This is a genomic window from Blautia sp. HCP3S3_B11 (assembly GCF_052064435.1).
Classification (GTDB): Bacteria; Bacillota; Clostridia; order Lachnospirales; family Lachnospiraceae; genus Blautia_A.
Window position 1 is genome coordinate 106,659 of the sequence record NZ_JBQHVP010000014.1, and the last position, 17,756, is coordinate 124,414.

At 36.3% G+C, this 17,756-nt stretch carries 16 protein-coding genes and 1 pseudogene; all 17 read left to right on the forward strand.

Annotated elements, in window-relative coordinates; genetic code table 11:
* The first annotated feature begins 57 nt into the window (after positions 1-57).
* Positions 58-579: a cysteine hydrolase family protein gene (locus tag ACTNC0_RS12455; protein WP_055201292.1), complete on the forward strand. Its 522-nt coding sequence runs from the start codon at positions 58-60 to the stop codon at positions 577-579.
* An 88-nt stretch (positions 580-667) separates the two neighbouring features.
* Positions 668-1,270 carry an HDIG domain-containing metalloprotein gene (locus ACTNC0_RS12460; RefSeq protein WP_441033114.1) on the forward strand — a complete coding sequence of 201 codons (603 nt, stop codon included), beginning with the start codon at positions 668-670 and terminating at the stop codon, positions 1,268-1,270.
* Positions 1,271-1,623: 353 nt separating this feature from the next.
* On the forward strand, positions 1,624-2,220 hold the full coding sequence (locus ACTNC0_RS12465; protein WP_062808312.1) for a class I SAM-dependent methyltransferase: 597 nt from the start codon (positions 1,624-1,626) through the stop codon (positions 2,218-2,220).
* Positions 2,190-4,685 carry a DEAD/DEAH box helicase family protein gene (locus tag ACTNC0_RS12470; RefSeq protein ID WP_441087624.1) on the forward strand — a complete coding sequence of 832 codons (2,496 nt, stop codon included), beginning with the start codon at positions 2,190-2,192 and terminating at the stop codon, positions 4,683-4,685. The genes ACTNC0_RS12465 and ACTNC0_RS12470 overlap by 31 nt, the downstream gene beginning before the upstream one ends.
* A gap of 17 nt (positions 4,686-4,702) precedes the next feature.
* Positions 4,703-5,209 (forward strand): hypothetical protein, encoded by a 507-nt coding sequence (locus ACTNC0_RS12475; protein ID WP_441087626.1) that lies wholly within the window; start codon positions 4,703-4,705, stop codon positions 5,207-5,209.
* Between the two features lies 1 nt (position 5,210).
* Positions 5,211-5,423 carry a hypothetical protein gene (locus ACTNC0_RS12480; protein ID WP_441087627.1) on the forward strand — a complete coding sequence of 71 codons (213 nt, stop codon included), beginning with the start codon at positions 5,211-5,213 and terminating at the stop codon, positions 5,421-5,423.
* Positions 5,424-6,063: 640 nt separating this feature from the next.
* Complete coding sequence (locus tag ACTNC0_RS12485; protein ID WP_441087628.1) at positions 6,064-7,347, forward strand: ABC-three component system protein; 1,284 nt, start codon at positions 6,064-6,066, stop codon at positions 7,345-7,347.
* Complete coding sequence (locus tag ACTNC0_RS12490) at positions 7,340-8,059, forward strand: ABC-three component system middle component 1 (protein WP_441087629.1); 720 nt, start codon at positions 7,340-7,342, stop codon at positions 8,057-8,059. The genes ACTNC0_RS12485 and ACTNC0_RS12490 overlap by 8 nt, the downstream gene beginning before the upstream one ends.
* A gap of 4 nt (positions 8,060-8,063) precedes the next feature.
* A complete protein-coding gene (locus ACTNC0_RS12495) occupies positions 8,064-10,352 on the forward strand; it encodes an AAA family ATPase (protein ID WP_441087630.1) in 2,289 nt (762 codons plus the stop codon).
* Positions 10,353-10,430: 78 nt separating this feature from the next.
* Positions 10,431-10,670 (forward strand): annotated as a pseudogene (locus ACTNC0_RS12500) (ATP-binding protein); the annotation flags it as partial.
* A 174-nt stretch (positions 10,671-10,844) separates the two neighbouring features.
* The gene (locus tag ACTNC0_RS12505; protein WP_441087631.1) at positions 10,845-11,480 is read left to right on the forward strand and encodes a hypothetical protein; all 636 of its coding nucleotides are present in this window, start codon (positions 10,845-10,847) and stop codon (positions 11,478-11,480) included.
* Between the two features lie 120 nt (positions 11,481-11,600).
* Positions 11,601-11,966 carry a PAS domain-containing protein gene (locus ACTNC0_RS12510; protein ID WP_008703984.1) on the forward strand — a complete coding sequence of 122 codons (366 nt, stop codon included), beginning with the start codon at positions 11,601-11,603 and terminating at the stop codon, positions 11,964-11,966.
* Between the two features lie 108 nt (positions 11,967-12,074).
* Positions 12,075-12,878, forward strand: a complete 804-nt coding sequence (locus ACTNC0_RS12515) for an SDR family NAD(P)-dependent oxidoreductase (RefSeq protein WP_441087632.1) — start codon at positions 12,075-12,077, stop codon at positions 12,876-12,878.
* Between the two features lie 151 nt (positions 12,879-13,029).
* Positions 13,030-14,625, forward strand: coding sequence for an AAA family ATPase (locus ACTNC0_RS12520; protein ID WP_441087633.1), 1,596 nt, complete (start codon positions 13,030-13,032; stop codon positions 14,623-14,625).
* A 134-nt stretch (positions 14,626-14,759) separates the two neighbouring features.
* Positions 14,760-15,389, forward strand: a complete 630-nt coding sequence (locus tag ACTNC0_RS12525) for a DUF5052 family protein (RefSeq protein ID WP_441087635.1) — start codon at positions 14,760-14,762, stop codon at positions 15,387-15,389.
* Between the two features lie 123 nt (positions 15,390-15,512).
* Positions 15,513-16,274: an inositol monophosphatase family protein gene (locus ACTNC0_RS12530; RefSeq protein WP_441035382.1), complete on the forward strand. Its 762-nt coding sequence runs from the start codon at positions 15,513-15,515 to the stop codon at positions 16,272-16,274.
* Between the two features lie 25 nt (positions 16,275-16,299).
* Positions 16,300-17,658: an MFS transporter gene (locus ACTNC0_RS12535; protein ID WP_441087637.1), complete on the forward strand. Its 1,359-nt coding sequence runs from the start codon at positions 16,300-16,302 to the stop codon at positions 17,656-17,658.
* Positions 17,659-17,756: the final 98 nt, after the last annotated feature.

Genomic DNA, 17,756 nt, shown 5'->3' on the forward strand with positions numbered 1-17,756 from the left:
AGAGATTTTATAGTATTATCTGAAAAAATGTGCAGAAAGAACGAAAGGGAAGGAAATATGCAGAAGGTATTAGTAGTTGTAGACATGCAGAATGACTTCATCGACGGAGCTCTTGGAACAAAAGAGGCAGTTGCCATTGTACCTGGTGTAAAAGAGAAAATCGAAAATTTTGATGGAGTTGTTCTTTTTACCAGAGACACCCATGAGACTTACTATCTTGACACCCAGGAAGGAAAGAAGCTTCCTGTACCGCATTGTATCCGTGACACTGAAGGCTGGCAGATCAGAAGCGAATTAGATGCACTCAGAAAAACAGAACCCATTGATAAAGAAACCTTTGGTTCCACAGACCTTGCAGGAGAACTGGTGGCAATGAATGAGGATAATGAAATCGAAAGTATCACATTCGTAGGTTTATGCACAGACATCTGTGTTATTTCCAATGCACTTCTGGCAAAAGCATCTCTCCCGGAAGTTCCGATCATCGTAGACGCTAAATGCTGCGCAGGCGTAACACCGGAAAGCCATGAGAATGCACTGAAAGCAATGGAAGCATGTCAGATCCAGATTGACAGATAAACTGCGGAGCAGTTATTCAGTTATGAGCAAGCAGCAAAGCAGATGATTTTATCCGCCTGACAATTCAGATATGAGGAGTGACAAAATAATGAAAACAATTACACGAGATGAGGCATTCACATTATTAAAGAAATACAACAAGGATCCCTTCCACATTCAGCATGCTCTGACTGTAGAAGCAGTAATGAAATGGTATGCCAGTGAACTTGGCTATGGCGAAGATGCAGAATACTGGGGAATTGTAGGGCTCCTCCACGACATCGACTTTGAACTATATCCGGAAGAACACTGTCTGAAAGCTCCGGAAATGCTCCGCGAAGCAGGCGTAGGCGAAGACGTGATCCATTCAGTTGTATCCCACGGCTACGGCATCACAGTAGGATGTGGCGCAACCATTGATGTAGCACCGGAACACGAAATGGAAAAAGTACTCTTTGCGGCGGACGAACTTACAGGACTTATCTGGGCAGCAGCACTTATGAGACCATCCAAAAGCACAAAAGACATGGAACTCAAATCCCTCAAGAAGAAATACAAAAGCAAAGGCTTCGCAGCAGGATGCTCCAGAGAAGTCATCGAGCGAGGCGCCGAACAACTCGGCTGGGAACTGCAGAAGCTGCTCACTATGACACTGCAGGCAATGGCAGACTGCGAGGATGAGATTAAGGCAGAGATGGATGCGGAAGGGTAATGGAATGTCTGATTTATTGACTTATTACCAGAAATGAATGATGGCATCAGAAAACCAGACTGTATGTAGGGGAAGAAACCTATGTGCAGTCTGGCTTTCTTTTTTATATGGAAGTTGATGAAAGAGAAAAGATATTAAAAAAGAAATATGCAACAGTTTTTGCGTATTATAGATAAGTGAATATAACAAAAAATGTCTGACGAAAATTGTTGCTGTTTATGTTAAAAAACTGTATAATATGTCACAAAGAAGTTAGATTTATCAGAAAAATTAAGGCATAAGAAACAAAACAGGTATTTTGCAGATAAAACAGGAGTGAAATCAGTGCTGGATGGCATTTGGTGAGTGAATATATGGCAGATATAGATAAAACATTAAAATATTACAACGAAAATGCGCAGTCTTTTGCCTCTGGGACTGTTTCGGTAAAGTTTACAGAAGTGCAAGATAAATTTCTGGAGAAACTTAACCCAGATGCGTATATTCTTGACTTTGGCTGCGGTGCAGGTAGAGATACAAAGTACTTTCTGAGTCGTGGATATCAGATGGATGCAGTTGATGGTTCAGAACAATTGTGTCGGATTGCAAGTGAATATACGGGAATCAAAGTCAGGCAGATGTTGTTTCAGGAATTGGATGAAAAAGAAAAATATGATGGCATATGGGCTTGTGCATCTATTCTTCATTTGCCGAAAAAACAACTGCGTGAAGTTTTGAAAAATATGTATGCAGCATTGAAATCGAAAGGATGGATTTATACCTCTTTTAAATACGGAGAATTTGAAGGTGAACGAAACGGAAGATATTTTACCGATTTTACGACAGATACATTTAAAGATTTCATACATGACATGCATGGCCTTAAAATAGAAGAACAATGGATTACAGGAGATGTCCGACCGGGAAGAGGTGAGGAAAAATGGCTGAATTTACTTCTGCAGAAAAAGTAAACATCGGGTATGAAAACGAATATTCCACAGATGCAATGACCGGCGGACCGGATAAAAGAAGACAGTTATATTATCAGCTGATCCAGAGTATGAAAAAAGCAGAAAGCGTTGATATCATTGTCTCTTTTCTTATGGAATCCGGAGTGAGAATGTTGCTGAAAGAACTGGAACATACTTTAAAACGTGGAGCCAAAATCCGAATCCTGACAGGAAACTACCTTGGAATTACACAGCCATCAGCACTATATCTGATTAAAAGAAAACTTGGTGACAGAGTTGATCTTAGATTTTATTGCGAAAAAGGACGTTCCTTTCACCCAAAGTCTTACATTTTCCATTATACAGATCACAGTGAACTTTATATCGGTTCTTCCAATATTTCCAGAAGTGCGCTGACCTCAGGAATAGAATGGAATTATCGGTTCAGCAGTCAGAAAGACCCGGAAAACTACAAAGAGTTCTTTCGTACATTTGAAGATTTATTTGTGAATCATTCCATTATCATTGATGATAAAGAATTAAAACGTTACTCACAGAACTGGCATCGTCCGGCGGTGGCAAAAGACCTTGACAGATATGATTTTACAGAGTTGGAAACAAATGATACGAAAATAAAACCTTTATATGAACCAAGAGGAGCACAGATCGAGGCATTGTGCGCATTGGAAGATACAAGAGCAGAAGGAGCACAGAAAGCACTCATTCAGGCTGCAACGGGCATCGGGAAAACATTTTTGGCTGCTTTTGATTCAAAAAAATATGAGAAAGTGTTGTTTGTTGCACATAGGGAAGAGATTCTGAAACAGGCAGCAGTTTCTTTTCAGAATGTAAGAAATTCCAAAGACTATGGATTTTTTATGGGAACTGAGAAGTGCACAGATAAACCGCTTATATTTGCCTCGGTAGCAAGCCTTGGAAAACCGGAATATTTAAATGAAAAGTATTTCGCTCCAGATTACTTCAATTACGTGGTGATTGATGAATTTCATCATGCAGTCAATGACCAATATCGAAGAATTGTAGAATATTTCAGACCGCAGTTTCTCCTTGGACTGACGGCAACACCTGAGAGAATGGACGGCAAAAATATATATGAAATCTGCGATTATAATGTGCCGTATGAGATTTCACTAAAAGATGGAATCAATAAGGGAATGCTAGTTCCGTTTCATTACTATGGAATTTATGATGAGACTGACTACACAAAATTACATATAGTCAAAGGAAAATATGCAGAAGAAGAACTGAACAGAACTTATATCGGGAATGCTTACAGGCATGAGTTGATTTACAAATATTACTGCAAATATGGCTCCAGTCAGGCATTAGGATTCTGCTGTTCCAGAAAACATGCAGAAGAAATGGCAAAAGAATTCGGTAAAAGAGGAATTCCGTCGGCAGCAGTTTATAGTAATGCAGATGGAGAGTTTTCCATGGACAGAGCAGAAGCGATTGCGAAACTGAAAAATGGAGAAATTAAAGTTATCTTTTCAGTGGATATGTTCAACGAAGGCGTAGATATTCCATCAGTCGATATGGTAATGTTCCTGCGTCCGACAGAATCCCCGGTTGTATTTCTACAGCAGCTTGGAAGAGGATTGCGCAGAAATAAGGGAAAAGAATATCTCAATGTTCTGGACTTTATCGGCAATTATGAAAAAGCGGGAAGAGTCAGATATTTGCTGACTGGGAGAAACAAAACAGGAAAAGAAACCTATTGTCCGGCAGACAAAACGGACTATCCAGATGACTGCTTCGTTGATTTTGATATGAGATTAATTGATTTATTTGCAGAAATGGACAAGAAACAGCTGACGATCAAAGAACAGATTAGAAACGAGTATTTCCGGATCAAAGAACTGCTTGGCAAACAACCGACCAGAATGGATCTGTTTACTTATATGGATGATGATATTTATCAGATGGCAGTTACACATTCGAATGAGAATCCGTTTAAAAAGTATTTGAATTATCTGGAAGAATTGGATGAACTCACAGATGAGCAGAAAAAATTCAGCCAGAGAATCGGAAAAGATTTTATAAATCTGCTGGAAAACACCAACATGAGCAAGGTGTATAAAATGCCGGTACTGATGGCTTTTTATAACCATGGGAATGTGAGAATGGAAGTGTCAGAGGCAGAACTGCTGGCAAGCTGGAAAGAATTCTTCTCTACAGGAACAAACTGGAAGGATTTGGAGAAAGAGATTACATATGAGGAATATCGCAAGATTTCGGATAAGAACCACATCCAAAAGATAATGCAAATGCCGGTACACTTTCTGTTAAAATCTGGGGAAGAATTCTTTGTGAAAAAGGATGGCGCAGCGTTGGCATTGAGGGATGAAATGGAAGAAATTGTGAGGGAGCCAGTGCTGGCGGAGCAGATGAAGGATGTTATTGAGTATAGGGCGATGGACTATTATCGGAGACGGTATAAAGAGAAGATAAAAGCACTTTTATAGTGATGGAGAAGATGTGTATGGAATCAGAAAATTATGTGTATAAAAAAGAAATAGACTGGTCTACATTGATGGAAGGCTTTACATTGCCATTAGATAATCAGGTGATTTTTCTCCGAAATATGGAGAATTTTTTACAACGTGGACAATCTAAAATCATTCATTTTTTTATGAATGGAAAAACGTATGATGCCAAAATCGTTAATATGAATAACTCTGTAGAAAAGAGAAAGAAGGATGCCTATCAGATCAGATATCCAAGAAATGGTGAGCTGTCACAGGCACTTCAGCAATACTTTTTCAAAAGCATGAGTTACATAAAGATGATTCGTGAAAACAGAGATCCAAAAGACAGAAGTTATATAAAAATGCCAGATGGACTAAAGGAATATCTTGCTATTTATACCACAGAATATGAAGATACTTTTCTTCTGGAGCCAATAGCACAGGATGATTTTCAGGTTATGAAAAAGGCAATTCAAGGAATGCGGGAACGAACTGTGGAGAACGAAATAAATAGAATATGAGATGGAAGATAAAAGCAGTGGAATAGAAAAGAAGTTACAGATTGTCAAGATTCGTAAGCTGAATAGAAAAATTGGAGAAAATTTGAAGCTGTTGTACGGATACCGATGCCAGATATGCGGGCAGGTGATTGGAGAAAAATATGGTTCACATATCGCAGAGGCACATCATATCGATTATTTTGTTAATAGTTTGAATAATGATGCGAATAATTAGATGATTGTATGCCCAAATCATCATAGCGTTATACATGATGCGAATCCGGTGTTTGATCGGAGGAGGATGGTGTATAGGTTTGATAATGGGGTGGAGGAGAGGATAAGACTTAATAAACATTTGGTATAGAAATAGGTATTATAAAAAAATAATTTTAAAAATATTTTGAAGAGACTGTGACGAGAGAGGACATTATGAGAAAATGTAGACACGAAAAATTTGTATTAGTAATAAAGAATGAGTAAGGATTTGCAGTTGAAAAATATATAATATGACTGAAAAAATAGAAAAAATTTTCTATTATTCTAGACAAAAATGCTGATACAGAAACCGTATCGAATGAGCGGATTCCAATGCCAATATTGACAGTATGAGTAAAAACAAGGTAGCTGCTGTTGGAACAGAAAAAGTCTCAAAATAAATCAAAAAATATCGATGAAGTCTATCAATCAGAGTTGTTTTGCTGTACAATGCTTTTTGTCGTATAGGGCCGTTCTTCTTTGTAATGTTGTGGACAAACTCATTATACATAAGAAAGTCCTGTACGATATTTTTATAAAAAAGTTGTAAAGTGGTGTATGATTAACTCAACTTATTATTTATTTGTTGCATAATGAGAATATAAAAGTTATAAGGGGTAATGGTCGTGGGTAGAGGTAATGATGCAATACCAACATGGAGTGGGTTTAATTATCAAGGAAAAATGATGCTATTGTATGTTCTGGAGCTAATAAATCAGATAGTCAAAGATAAAAACAAAGATATAGACGATTATTCTGTTGAATTAGAAAAAACAGAAGATTTTTGTATTATTTGCGATTCGGAATATAAATCATTTCATCAGGTTAAGGCGTATTTGTCTAAAAATAAATGGAATAGTTATAGTGAAGCGATGGACAAATTGTTGAAACATAGGGCTGAATCAAATAATCCAACAGCAAAATGTTATCTTACAGTTGCAAAGGAGATAAAAGATTGGGAGGATGCATCTAATACATACAATGCAAGCATTGAATTATATAGAAGAGCATCAAAAGTAGTTGGTGTATGTGATGTTAGAAATGAAATAAATACGGAAATTTTAACATATTTGAGAAATAAAGGATATTCCGATAAGGTAGGAGAAGTTGTGTATGGGGAACTATGTTTGTTTTTAGATGATAGTATCGCAAGAATGCATAAGCAGGCTCTAAAAAAAAGAAAATATATAATAAAATTTTCAAATATTGTAGGAATTATGGAGTCCGCTATCAATAAAGAAGATGTGCGAAAAGAATATTTTTTGAAAGAGAAAATTTATGAATATGTTATGCAGAATGTTGAAAAGGCTTTAAATAATTTATGTCAAGATGAATGTGACACTACTCTAGAAAACTGCGACAAAGTATGTGCTGCTAAGTGTGGATATGATAAAATGACAGGAATTGTAGACTATAGCCAGTTTTGTAAATTGCTAAATCCTAGTAAAGTAGATGAGTGGGATAACGAATTGAATTTAGTAGAAAATCTTTCAGTTGACAAAATTCAAAGTGAAATTTATGAATTGCTATATAGAAGCGATACTCCAGAAAAAGTTATGGGGGATAATTGTGGAATATATTTACAATCAAAGTATTCACAAGCACCAAGCAAACAGGTCATACCTACGTTTTTAAATCTTACACGTGGTGCTAGGAAAGAGCGGGCGCTACAGAGTATTTTCCAAAATATTATTAATAATACAGATATTATTGATATATTGGCAGGAAATAGTATTACGGTTATTCCGGGAAGCTATTCAGGAACTTTATCCCAAGCACAAATTACATCTGGCTGGAAAAATAGCTCTCCAAATAAAGTGGGTGAATATTATAGAGATATAGAATTAATTTCAGCTCAGGAATTGAAGGAGAAATTTGAACAAAATGGAGGTAATCATGATTAATACTATGTTGGATATAATTCGTTTATTAAATGAGGGAAGTATTGTACCGATGCAAAAAGATCAAGATACAAAGATTGATTTGTATAATGAGAAAGTACAATTGTTCGTGGATGCATCTGGAGAAGAAAGTAAGTATTACTATTTTTCGGAACTTGAGATAGATGATAAAAATCAGGATAATTTAGCAGAGATTGAAGATGTAGCATTAAATAGTGATGCATACACAGTCATAGAAAAACCGACACCAAGCGATTCTTACATGATATTATTCTGGAAGGTGGAGTGTATAGAGGAAAGACTATATCCAGATATCATAAAAATTGAAGAAAATGAATTCTTTTATAAAAAATATGTGTTCTATTATACAGAAAAAGAACTACAATGTTTCGAAAAATGGTGTAGCTCATTGAAAACTAATGGGAAACCGATGCTTGATACAGCATTAGCAGCTATACAATTCTTGAATGATGAATCGGAACCAGTACAATTTTTGACGCGTTTATTAAGCAAAGTTCCATTTTTTAATCCGATCTTTCCAAAGGCAGTTATGAATGACTTTGGTGAAATGGTGAGACACAAGATAGGTGGAACACGGAAACAAAAAAAGAATGTTGAAATGATAAATGATATGTTTATAAGATCAATAGAAGAAGCATCTTTTAATGTAGAAGTATTGTCCGATATGATATATCAAAAAATACTGGAGGAGTAATTGGATGGGATACACATTTAAGAGCCTATGCATTAGAAATTTTAAGTATATTACAAATAATAAACCTTTAAAATTTGATTTTATGAATAGTAATATTGTAATTTTAGATGGTCAAAATGGATATGGTAAAACTACATTATTTGATGCTATTGAAGTTTTGGTAACTGGAAAAATAAAGCATTTTAACCCTGGTTTACAAAATAGGAAGACAGAAACATTAGGAACCCTGGCAAATGATGCAAATAAGGATATAGTTATTTCAGCAATTTTAGTTTCTGATGTTTCAGAGGAAATACATGTAGAAAGAAAACTTTTATGTAAAAATGAATTTCAGAGTATTATCACACTTAATAATCAACAAATTAGTCAAGAAGAATTATATAACAAATTTCATTTGAGTTCTAATATGTTTGATATAGGGACATATATTTCTCAAAGTGAATCTTTGGACTTCTTACAAAATAAGTATAAAAATAGAAAAGATTCAGTTTCGTCTCTTTTAGATAATACTGAGATAACTGATAAAATTCAAATGCTGAAATCGATTCAAGAACATATTCTTGGAAGAGTAGAGAAAGAAATTGGAGATAAAGAAAAACAAATAGATGAAATAAGTCAAAAAGTAAAGGAGATAAAACGTCAGACAGATCACATTGTTATGAATGCGGAACTGCCTGGGAAAAATATACGATTATTTGACGAAGTTGAATATGCATTTGATGTTATAAAATTAGATCAGGGCGTTACATATGAGACTGTTATTCAGCAGCTTAAGCAAATTGAAGGATTTATAGAAAACTATGATGAATACCTTCGATATAAAGATAATGATATCATAAAGGAGTTGAGAGCATCACCCAAACAGTTATATATGGCATTGTTTTATCGACAAGAGATTGAACTACTTAATAAAAATGGAAGTCTCATAAAAGAGTTAAATAAAAGCAAAGAATTATTGGTGAATTATAGCAATAATGACTGGTCTGTAGATGAAACATTGTTTAATAAGATTAAAATAAAACCAGAAATTATAATTCAAATAAAAACATTATTATTGAACAAGAAAAAAGAACAAGGTCAACTGGATGATGCTGATAAAGTTTTGGCACAGATGACAAAGGCAAGAAGGGGGCTTATTAAAGAATTTTATAATGCTACGGAGTCTGGAAAGTTTGATAAAAACAAATGTCCATTGTGTGGAACTGATTTTACAGATATAAATTTAGCTATTATAGAGACGGAACAATTTATAAAAGATATTCATACAGATGGGATAAAAATAATAGAAGATATTGAAATACAAATAACAAATCTATTTCAAAAAGAAATTATTCCTGTGTTGAAAGTGTTTCTTGATGAAAATAAAGTACTAATAAAAATGGATGATGCTCTATCAGGATGTAAGGATTTATCGGTGGAAAAATTACAGCAGTTGTTGGATAAGATAAAAATATCGGAGTTTAAATCTCAAGGAATAGAAAAATTCAATATTGAAGAATTTTCTCAACAATATGAAAACTTATTGAAAGAACTTCAAGAAAAGGAAGTTCCAAATAAAATTATTTTTCAAGAAAAGCAGATTGAATTGTATAAATCTATTCATAATACCTATTATCATAATGAAAAACCTTATCACACAGTGGGAGAGTTACAAAGCAAGGAACAATATGTTGCGAAGTTATTTAATGATAATCTTTCTCTGCAACTTTCTGCTGAGGAGACCAGATTAAAAAAATTAAAAAGAGATTATGAGGAATATAAAAAGAAAACTGAGGACATGACAGATGCAGTAAAACTATTGATTAGTAAATATGAGGATGCAAATAAAGAATATCAAACACAGCTTCTTAATGCGATTAAAATCCCTCTAATGGTGTATAGCGGAAGGATTATACAAAATTATCCGTTGGGTTTGGGAATTAGAGCAATTATTAAAACTAATCAGTTAATATTTGAAGCAGTTTCTAAGAGTGGAAGTGATGTTTATAATATTTTGAGTACAGGACAATTGAATGGTCTTTCAATTGCGCTGTTACTTTCAATAAAAAATGTGTATGGTGATACAAAAGGACTGGACATTTTGCTGATAGATGATCCACTTCAAACGATTGATGATATTAGTGCAATTTCGCTTGCGGATTTGTTGACACAGCAGGGAATAGGACAAATTATATTGTCTACACATGAAGAGGCAAAAGCAACATTGCTACGATATAAATTTAAACATGCAGGAATGAGTGTTCGGGAACAAAACATGCAAGCACTTTACATGAAAACAGTGACAGAAGAATAAAAGAGAGGAAAGGTTACTGTTCAAGGGTATGCGTAAGTTATTGTAAAGAGTGACGCAATACTGAGGGTTTGACAATCTAACTTCGAAGACAGCAATCGAAAAAACAACCGTTTAAAACAACTGACTTATAATGCCGGATTCGATCAACCGGAAGTCAATATCATGGATATCAATTATACTTCCGGGCGCAAGCTTAACAAAAATCTGATTAACCAGCTCGCTACTTGCGAATATATATCTGAACATAGAAATTTTTTTATTACCGGTGCAACAGGATGTGGTAAAACTTATATAGCTTGTGCTTTTGGCATGGAAGCGCATGTTCGTAAATCCTCAAGCATGAGTAAAGATCATGGCATTATCTGTTCTGAGGGCAAAATAAATTAGATTTTGGACTGTTTTGATGAGAAAAGAGCAATTTGAGTGTTTAAATATCGTGAACAATTATATAAAGAATATAAATTGTAAGGATTTGTTAGATAGTTTTTCATTATGAGGTATCAAGAAAGTAAGTCATTGTCTGAAAGTTATATAAAACCTTCGGAATGTTGCTTTACGCTAAAATGGTTTCATGCTATCATTGTTTTAGTAAAAAATTTTGATGGCATGAAGCTATTTTTGATTGGAGGCATGGAAGATTTGAACTTTAACTATTGCTATAAAATTACTTATGAATCAGGGGAAACTTATGACAGACGAAGAAATGAGCTGTCAGTAGAAATTTCAAAAGAAGACTATAAGAAAATTATAACAGGAGTATTACAGGAAAGACCGATTGAGCAGATTGAAGGGATTTCGGATGTAATTGATAAAATGACGGAAAATGTTGAATTTGCGGATCGTTTTATGAATAAAAATGGTTCATTAAGAAAAACACCATTAAAGAAAAAAAGAGCTATTTCAAAACTTGAATTTTTTATTCCGGAATATGAGTATCGGCGATTAAAAAAGATGAAGAATCCAATAGAGACATTGGAACGCCCAGTGGAACATATGACTGTTTATCGGAATGATGGTTCCAGTGTGACTTTGACAGCGGAGAATGGACGTGTGAGTATTGTTGACTCCAGGGAGAAGAATGTAAGGCATATTATTGAGGCAGATTATTTTGTTTCGAAAATTTTGTAATGATTTATTACAAATACCATTGATGGTGTCCGTATGTATGCCAACAGATATTTAAAGATATTTGATGTGGATAGTAAACTATTAGACGAAAGAAAAAAATGAAAGGACATAAAAAAATATATGATTAGTTTTTATAAGAGTATTGTTGACCAGGACAGGGCTTCGATTGTTATATGTAATCTTAAGCATGAGATTATCTACATGAATCCGGCAGCTGTTAACAGCTATGCGAAGCGAGGCGGTGATAAACTTATTGGAAGAAGCCTGTTAGATTGTCATAATCAGGAATCCAGGGATAAAATACAGAAGGTAGTGGACTGGTTTGCGGCAGATGAGAGCCATAACCTTGTCTATACTTTCCATAATGAGAAGCAAAATAAAGATGTTTATATGGTTGCACTCAGAGAAGAGGGAAGACTGATAGGATATTATGAAAAACATGAATATCGAAACGCAGAAACTATGAAGCAATACGATTTGTGGTGATGTTATGGCACAGGACGAATGGTGCAGGCAGTTATTCAAGAATGAGGAAATACGACAGAAACTCACCCGTGTGGTAAGAAGAAAAAATGGAATGAGGTAAGCAGCAATATGGAATCAAAACAGAAAAGAACAGCTCTTGTCACCGGCGGAAGTTCCGGAATCGGACGATGTACTGCAGCAGCATTGAGTAAGGCGGGCTACATAGTCTATGAGTTCAGTCGCCGGGATGTTCCGGTAGAAGGCGTGAAGCATATGTGCGTAGATGTGACAGATGAGGCTTCCGTGCAGGAAGCCGTTGGGCAGATCCTTTTGGAAAGAGGAAGTATCGAGATTCTTGTAAATTGCGCAGGTTTTGGTATTTCCGGGGCGGTGGAATTTACAGAGTTAAAACAGGCGAAAGCACAATTTGATGTAAATTTTTTCGGAACTGTCAATGTAAGCAGAGCTGTTCTTCCTTCTATGCGCAGACAGCACAGAGGGCATATTGTCAATATCAGTTCTGTGGCAGCAGTGGCACACATTCCGTTTCAGGCGTTTTATTCAGCCAGTAAAGCAGCAGTGTCTTCTTATTCCTGCGCGCTTGATAATGAAGTAAGTCCTTATGGTGTCAGGGTGACAGCAGTAGAACTTGGAGATATTCATACCGGTTTTACCCAGGCCAGACAAAAGACTGTTTTGGGTGATGATGAATACGGCGGCCGTATTTCACACAGTGTCAGTCAGATGGAGAAAGATGAACTGAGTGGGATGTCGCCGGAGGTTATTGGTACATATATTGCGCGGATTGCACAGAAAAAGAACTGCGCACCAATTTGTGTGGCGGGTGTGAAGTATAAGATTCTGAGATTCTTATGTAAAATTCTGCCGTGTACATTACGGGGAAAGATTGTTGGTTCTATTTACGCAAAATAACTGAGATTATTTTATAGAATCCCGATATAGCCCGGGTGTCTGGATATATAACAGCTTTTTTCAGCTTTACGTTAAAATAGTTTCATGCTATCATTATTTTATTAAAAATTTTGGTAACGTGAAGCTGTTTTTTGATTGTGGGGTGTAAGGAATGGGTAGATTTGTAAATCCTGATAACAGTGCATTTCAGGTGGCACTGAATTCTCCGATATATGTGGATAAAACCGGATTGTTGGAATATACAAACAGCGTACTTAATACAACAGAAGCTTATATCTGTAACAGCAGACCACGCAGGTTTGGAAAATCATATGCTGCAAATATGCTGACCGCTTATTATAGTAAAGGCTGTAATTCCGAAGAAATGTTTTCAGGGCTGGATATAAGCAGGGAATCCGATTTTAAGACGCATCTTAATAAGTATGATGTGATTCATCTTGATATTCAGTGGTTTCTGGCAAATTGTGATAATGTGGATAATGTTGTAGCGTTTATTACGAAATCCGTACAGGCTGAATTGAGAGAGATTTACCCTGGTGTTCTGCCTGAAGAAGAGATAAGTTTGTCGGAAAGTCTTTCGCGTATTAAAAATATTGTTGGACAGAAATTTATTATAATTATTGATGAGTGGGATGTTCTGATCAGAGATGAAGCGGCAAATAAAAAAGTACAGGAAAAGTACATTAATTTTTTGCGGGCAATGTTCAAGGGAACGGAACCGACAAAATATATTCAGTTGGCGTATCTTACAGGTATTTTGCCGATAAAGAAAGAAAAAACGCAGTCTGCATTAAATAATTTTGATGAGTTTACAATGCTTGATGCAGGAGTGATGGCGCCATATATTGGATTTACAGAAACTGAAGTGAAGGATCTTTGCGAAAGATATCACAGAGATTTTGAGAAAGTAAAATATTGGTATGATGGTTATTTGCTGGAGGACTATCAGGTATATAATCCTAAAGCAGTAGTAAGTGTTTGTGTGCGGGGCAGGTTTAGAAGTTACTGGTCTGAGACTGCTTCTTATGAAGCAATTGTTCCTTTTATCAATATGAATTATGATGGTTTGAAAAATGCTATAATTGAAATACTTTCCGGTGCTTCGATTAAAGTAAATACATCTGCTTTCAAAAATGATACGGTGAATATACAAAGCAAAGATGATGTGCTTACGTATTTGATCCATCTTGGCTATCTGGGATATAACCAGAACAGAAGAACTACATTTGTTCCAAATGAAGAAATCCGGCAGGAGCTGACTACGGCGGTTGAGAGTAGAAAATGGAATGAGATGATTACTTTTCAGCAGGAATCAGAACATTTACTGGAGGCTACGCTGGACATGGATGAAGAAGCAGTTGAAGAGGGAATTGAGAAAATCCATACAGAGTATGTTTCGAATATTCAGTATAATAATGAGAATTCTTTGAGCAGTGTACTTGCAATTGCATATCTGAGTTCAATGGAATATTATTTTAAACCAGTTCGTGAACTGCCGACAGGACGTGGGTTTGCAGACTTTGTATTTATTCCAAAACCAGAATACGTTTCCAGTTATCCGGCGCTTGTCGTAGAACTTAAATGGAATAAGAATGCCGAAACAGCATTACAGCAGATAAAAGAGAAAAAATATCCCGAATCGATAAAACAGTATACAGGAGATATTTTACTGGTTGGAATAAATTATGATAAGAAGACGAAGAAGCATCAGTGTTTGATAGAATCATATAAGAAGCAGGAAGGGTAAAGATGGACCGTGAAACTCGGCAGTAAGGAGAATTCAAAGTAAATGGTTAAAAATATTATGAGAGATCCGTTATTTCTCTCACAGAAATCAGAAGTAGCGACAAAGGAAGACTTATATGAGGAGAAAAGCAAAAGATGCAGAAGATAAAAAAGAGAATTATGATTTTGCTGCCGGTATTTTTGTTAGTATTTCTGACTGGCTGCAGCAAACTGGAATCGGTGATTAATGATATTCATGGATCTCTGATCGGAAACAATTATTCCATATATACGTATGACAATTATGGAAATCAGACATTAAAGACTTCCGGAAAGAAGATCAGTATTACCGGAAATAAAACAGAAACTATCAGTTATGACAGTGATGGGAAAGTTGTGAAGGGATATGATCTTTCATCTGTGATCACGATTACGATTGATGGAAAAGAAATCGAAAGCTGTGGAGATACTTGTATATTTGTGCAAAAAGGTCTGGTGCCGGAAGTTGATTTCTCATTGGATGAAATTGACAGTACCGGGGGTAACGGCATTACAGATAATGCAGCGATAGCCAGAAGACTTAATAAATATAAAAATGATTTTGGAAAATCCAGAATCGTAGTAATTAAATCTCAGCTGGGACAGCCTATCGCGGCTTTCTCGGGGAATGATGTATATTGGGAGATTCCGGACGATCTTCCTAAGATGACGAAACTTATGGTAGATGGAAAGGCACTGTACATACACCGGGCAAATTATCAGATTTTTGATAAAGAGTTGTTATAATCATGAATTTTGAATATGCAGCAGAAGGTATGAAACCTTTTGCTAATCACGGCTTCAGAAAGGAATTGACAGAAGCCATTTTTAATCGCGAATATTTGCATAAAACGAGAGGTGACAGACAATATGGAACTAAAGGAGAAAACTCCACATACGATATTAAATGAAATAATTGAAGCGGCAAAAGAATGCGGACAGGTTATGCTTCAGGCGGACAGGGGAAATTTTGGCATTAAGGATAAGGCAGGAAAAGCAAATTTTGTTACGAAGTATGATTGCAAAATTCAGAAAATGCTGGAGAAAAAGTTGTCTGAGATTCTTCCGGAAGCGGAGTTTTTGGGGGAAGAAGAGGATTGCCAGATTAACAGAAATGCAGAATATATTTTTGTGGTGGATCCGATTGATGGAACTACTAATTTTATTAAAGATTATCATATGAGCTGCGTATCTATTGGATTGATTCGAAATGGAAAGAGACATCTGGGAGTCGTGCATAATCCGTATCTTAATGAAACTTTCTATGCGATTTCTGGTGAGGGTGCATATATGAATGGAAATGCGATTCATGTATCGAAGGATGATCTGGCAAACAGCATTGTTTTGTTTGGTTCATCACCGTATAATACGGAGCTTGCGAAGGCATCCTTTGAATTAGCTTACGAATATTTTCAAAAGTGCCTTGATATCCGACGAAGCGGATCTGCGGCACTTGATTTATGTGCCATAGCATCAGGAAGAGCGGAAATTTATTTCGAGCTTATTTTATCTCCATGGGATTTTGCGGCAGGTGCACTTATTGTTGAAGAAGCAGGCGGAATTGTGACGACTGTTGAAGGAGAAGAACTTCCATGCCTGGAAAAGAGTTCGATTCTTGCAAGAAATAAGTAGTAGTTCTGAAATCTGGAGGTGCACGATGAAAAAGTTAACAACAGGGAAAATATGGCAGTTTGCAGCCGGACAGTTTGGATGGGCGATGTTGTCCGGGATTATTTCTAACTGGCTTGTATATTTTTATCAGCCGGATAAGACAGCTATCAGTCAGGGACAGACAGTGTTTATTCCACAGGGTCTGGTGGTCTTCGGCATATTTACTATTATTGGCGGAATTACAGCTTTCGGAAGAATTTTTGATGCTTTTACAGATCCAATGATCGCCTCTTTATCTGACAGATGTACGTCAAAGAATGGGCGAAGAATTCCGTTCCTGAAATGGGCATCTTTACCGCTGGCGCTTTCTACAGTACTGGTTTTCTGGTCACCGGTTAATAAAAACAGCTGGATCAATGGAGTGTTTTTGCTGATTATGATTCTGGCGTACTATTTTTCCATTACTGCGTACTGTACACCATATAATGCGTTGATTCCGGAGCTTGGACATACCCAGCAGGAAAGACTTAATATTTCCACAGTCATTTCCTTTACATTTATTGCCGGAACTGCAGTGGCGTATCTGGCACCTACGATATGGGGGATATTTATTCCTGCTTTTGGCAGAGTTGGTGCAATCCGTATGACCTTTACTTTGATGGCGGCTATAGCGTTTATCTGTATGCTTGTGCCGGTATTTTGTATCCGTGAAAAAGACTATGTAGATACGGTTCCTGCAAAGGAGTCAGCTTTTGGATCTCTTGCAGCTACTTTTAAGAATGGAGAATTTCGCAAGTTTGTGGCATCTGATATTTTCTACTGGATTGCACTTACCATGTTTCAGACAGGTCTTCCATTTTTTGTCACCAGTCTTTTGAAGCTTCCGGAAACGATGACAACTTTGTATTTTGTGGGAATGACAGCGTTGTCCCTTGTATTTTATATTCCGGTAAATAAGCTTACTCCTAAACTTGGAAAGAAAAAGATGATCTTGTTCGCATTTGCAGTATTTAGTCTTGCTTATTTTTATACCGGATTTATGGGAAAAATGAGTTTTATTCCGGCATCTGTGCAGGGACTGATCCTGACAGTTGTGGCGGCCCTTCCTATGGCGATTTTCGGAATTCTTCCGCAGGCTGTTGTGGCAGATATTTCGCAGAGCGACTCGATTACATCAGGAAGCAATCGTGAAGGAATGTTTTATGCGGCGAGAACATTTGCGTTTAAACTTGGGCAGAGTATTTCTATGTTGATATTTACAGCAGTCTCGACGATAGGGGCAGCAAAGGGAACTGGTTATAGAGTTGCTGCTTTTGGGGCAGCAGTATTCTGTTGTATAGGCGGAATTATACTGGTATTTTATAATGAGAAAAAGATTAATGGGATTATTAATAGGCACCAGTAAAGATTATTCTTAACTTCCTATAAAATTAACTCTCGTCATGTCCAAACAACGCATTATTCATAGTCAAAATCTTCTTCATCCCAGTCTGGATACTGTTG

Excerpts from the sequence above, each read along its gene's own strand:
- ACTNC0_RS12455 (WP_055201292.1), top strand. The coding sequence starts at position 58 with ATGCAGAAGGTATTAGTAGTTGTAGACATGCAGAATGACTTCATCGAC.
- ACTNC0_RS12460 (WP_441033114.1), top strand. The coding sequence starts at position 668 with ATGAAAACAATTACACGAGATGAGGCATTCACATTATTAAAGAAATAC.
- ACTNC0_RS12465 (WP_062808312.1), top strand. The coding sequence starts at position 1,624 with ATGGCAGATATAGATAAAACATTAAAATATTACAACGAAAATGCGCAG.
- ACTNC0_RS12470 (WP_441087624.1), top strand. The coding sequence starts at position 2,190 with ATGGCTGAATTTACTTCTGCAGAAAAAGTAAACATCGGGTATGAAAAC.
- ACTNC0_RS12475 (WP_441087626.1), top strand. The coding sequence starts at position 4,703 with ATGGAATCAGAAAATTATGTGTATAAAAAAGAAATAGACTGGTCTACA.
- ACTNC0_RS12480 (WP_441087627.1), top strand. The coding sequence starts at position 5,211 with ATGGAAGATAAAAGCAGTGGAATAGAAAAGAAGTTACAGATTGTCAAG.
- ACTNC0_RS12485 (WP_441087628.1), top strand. The coding sequence starts at position 6,064 with ATGGTCGTGGGTAGAGGTAATGATGCAATACCAACATGGAGTGGGTTT.
- ACTNC0_RS12490 (WP_441087629.1), top strand. The coding sequence starts at position 7,340 with ATGATTAATACTATGTTGGATATAATTCGTTTATTAAATGAGGGAAGT.
- ACTNC0_RS12495 (WP_441087630.1), top strand. The coding sequence starts at position 8,064 with ATGGGATACACATTTAAGAGCCTATGCATTAGAAATTTTAAGTATATT.
- ACTNC0_RS12505 (WP_441087631.1), top strand. The coding sequence starts at position 10,845 with ATGAGGTATCAAGAAAGTAAGTCATTGTCTGAAAGTTATATAAAACCT.
- ACTNC0_RS12510 (WP_008703984.1), top strand. The coding sequence starts at position 11,601 with ATGATTAGTTTTTATAAGAGTATTGTTGACCAGGACAGGGCTTCGATT.
- ACTNC0_RS12515 (WP_441087632.1), top strand. The coding sequence starts at position 12,075 with ATGGAATCAAAACAGAAAAGAACAGCTCTTGTCACCGGCGGAAGTTCC.
- ACTNC0_RS12520 (WP_441087633.1), top strand. The coding sequence starts at position 13,030 with ATGGGTAGATTTGTAAATCCTGATAACAGTGCATTTCAGGTGGCACTG.
- ACTNC0_RS12525 (WP_441087635.1), top strand. The coding sequence starts at position 14,760 with ATGCAGAAGATAAAAAAGAGAATTATGATTTTGCTGCCGGTATTTTTG.
- ACTNC0_RS12530 (WP_441035382.1), top strand. The coding sequence starts at position 15,513 with ATGGAACTAAAGGAGAAAACTCCACATACGATATTAAATGAAATAATT.
- ACTNC0_RS12535 (WP_441087637.1), top strand. The coding sequence starts at position 16,300 with ATGAAAAAGTTAACAACAGGGAAAATATGGCAGTTTGCAGCCGGACAG.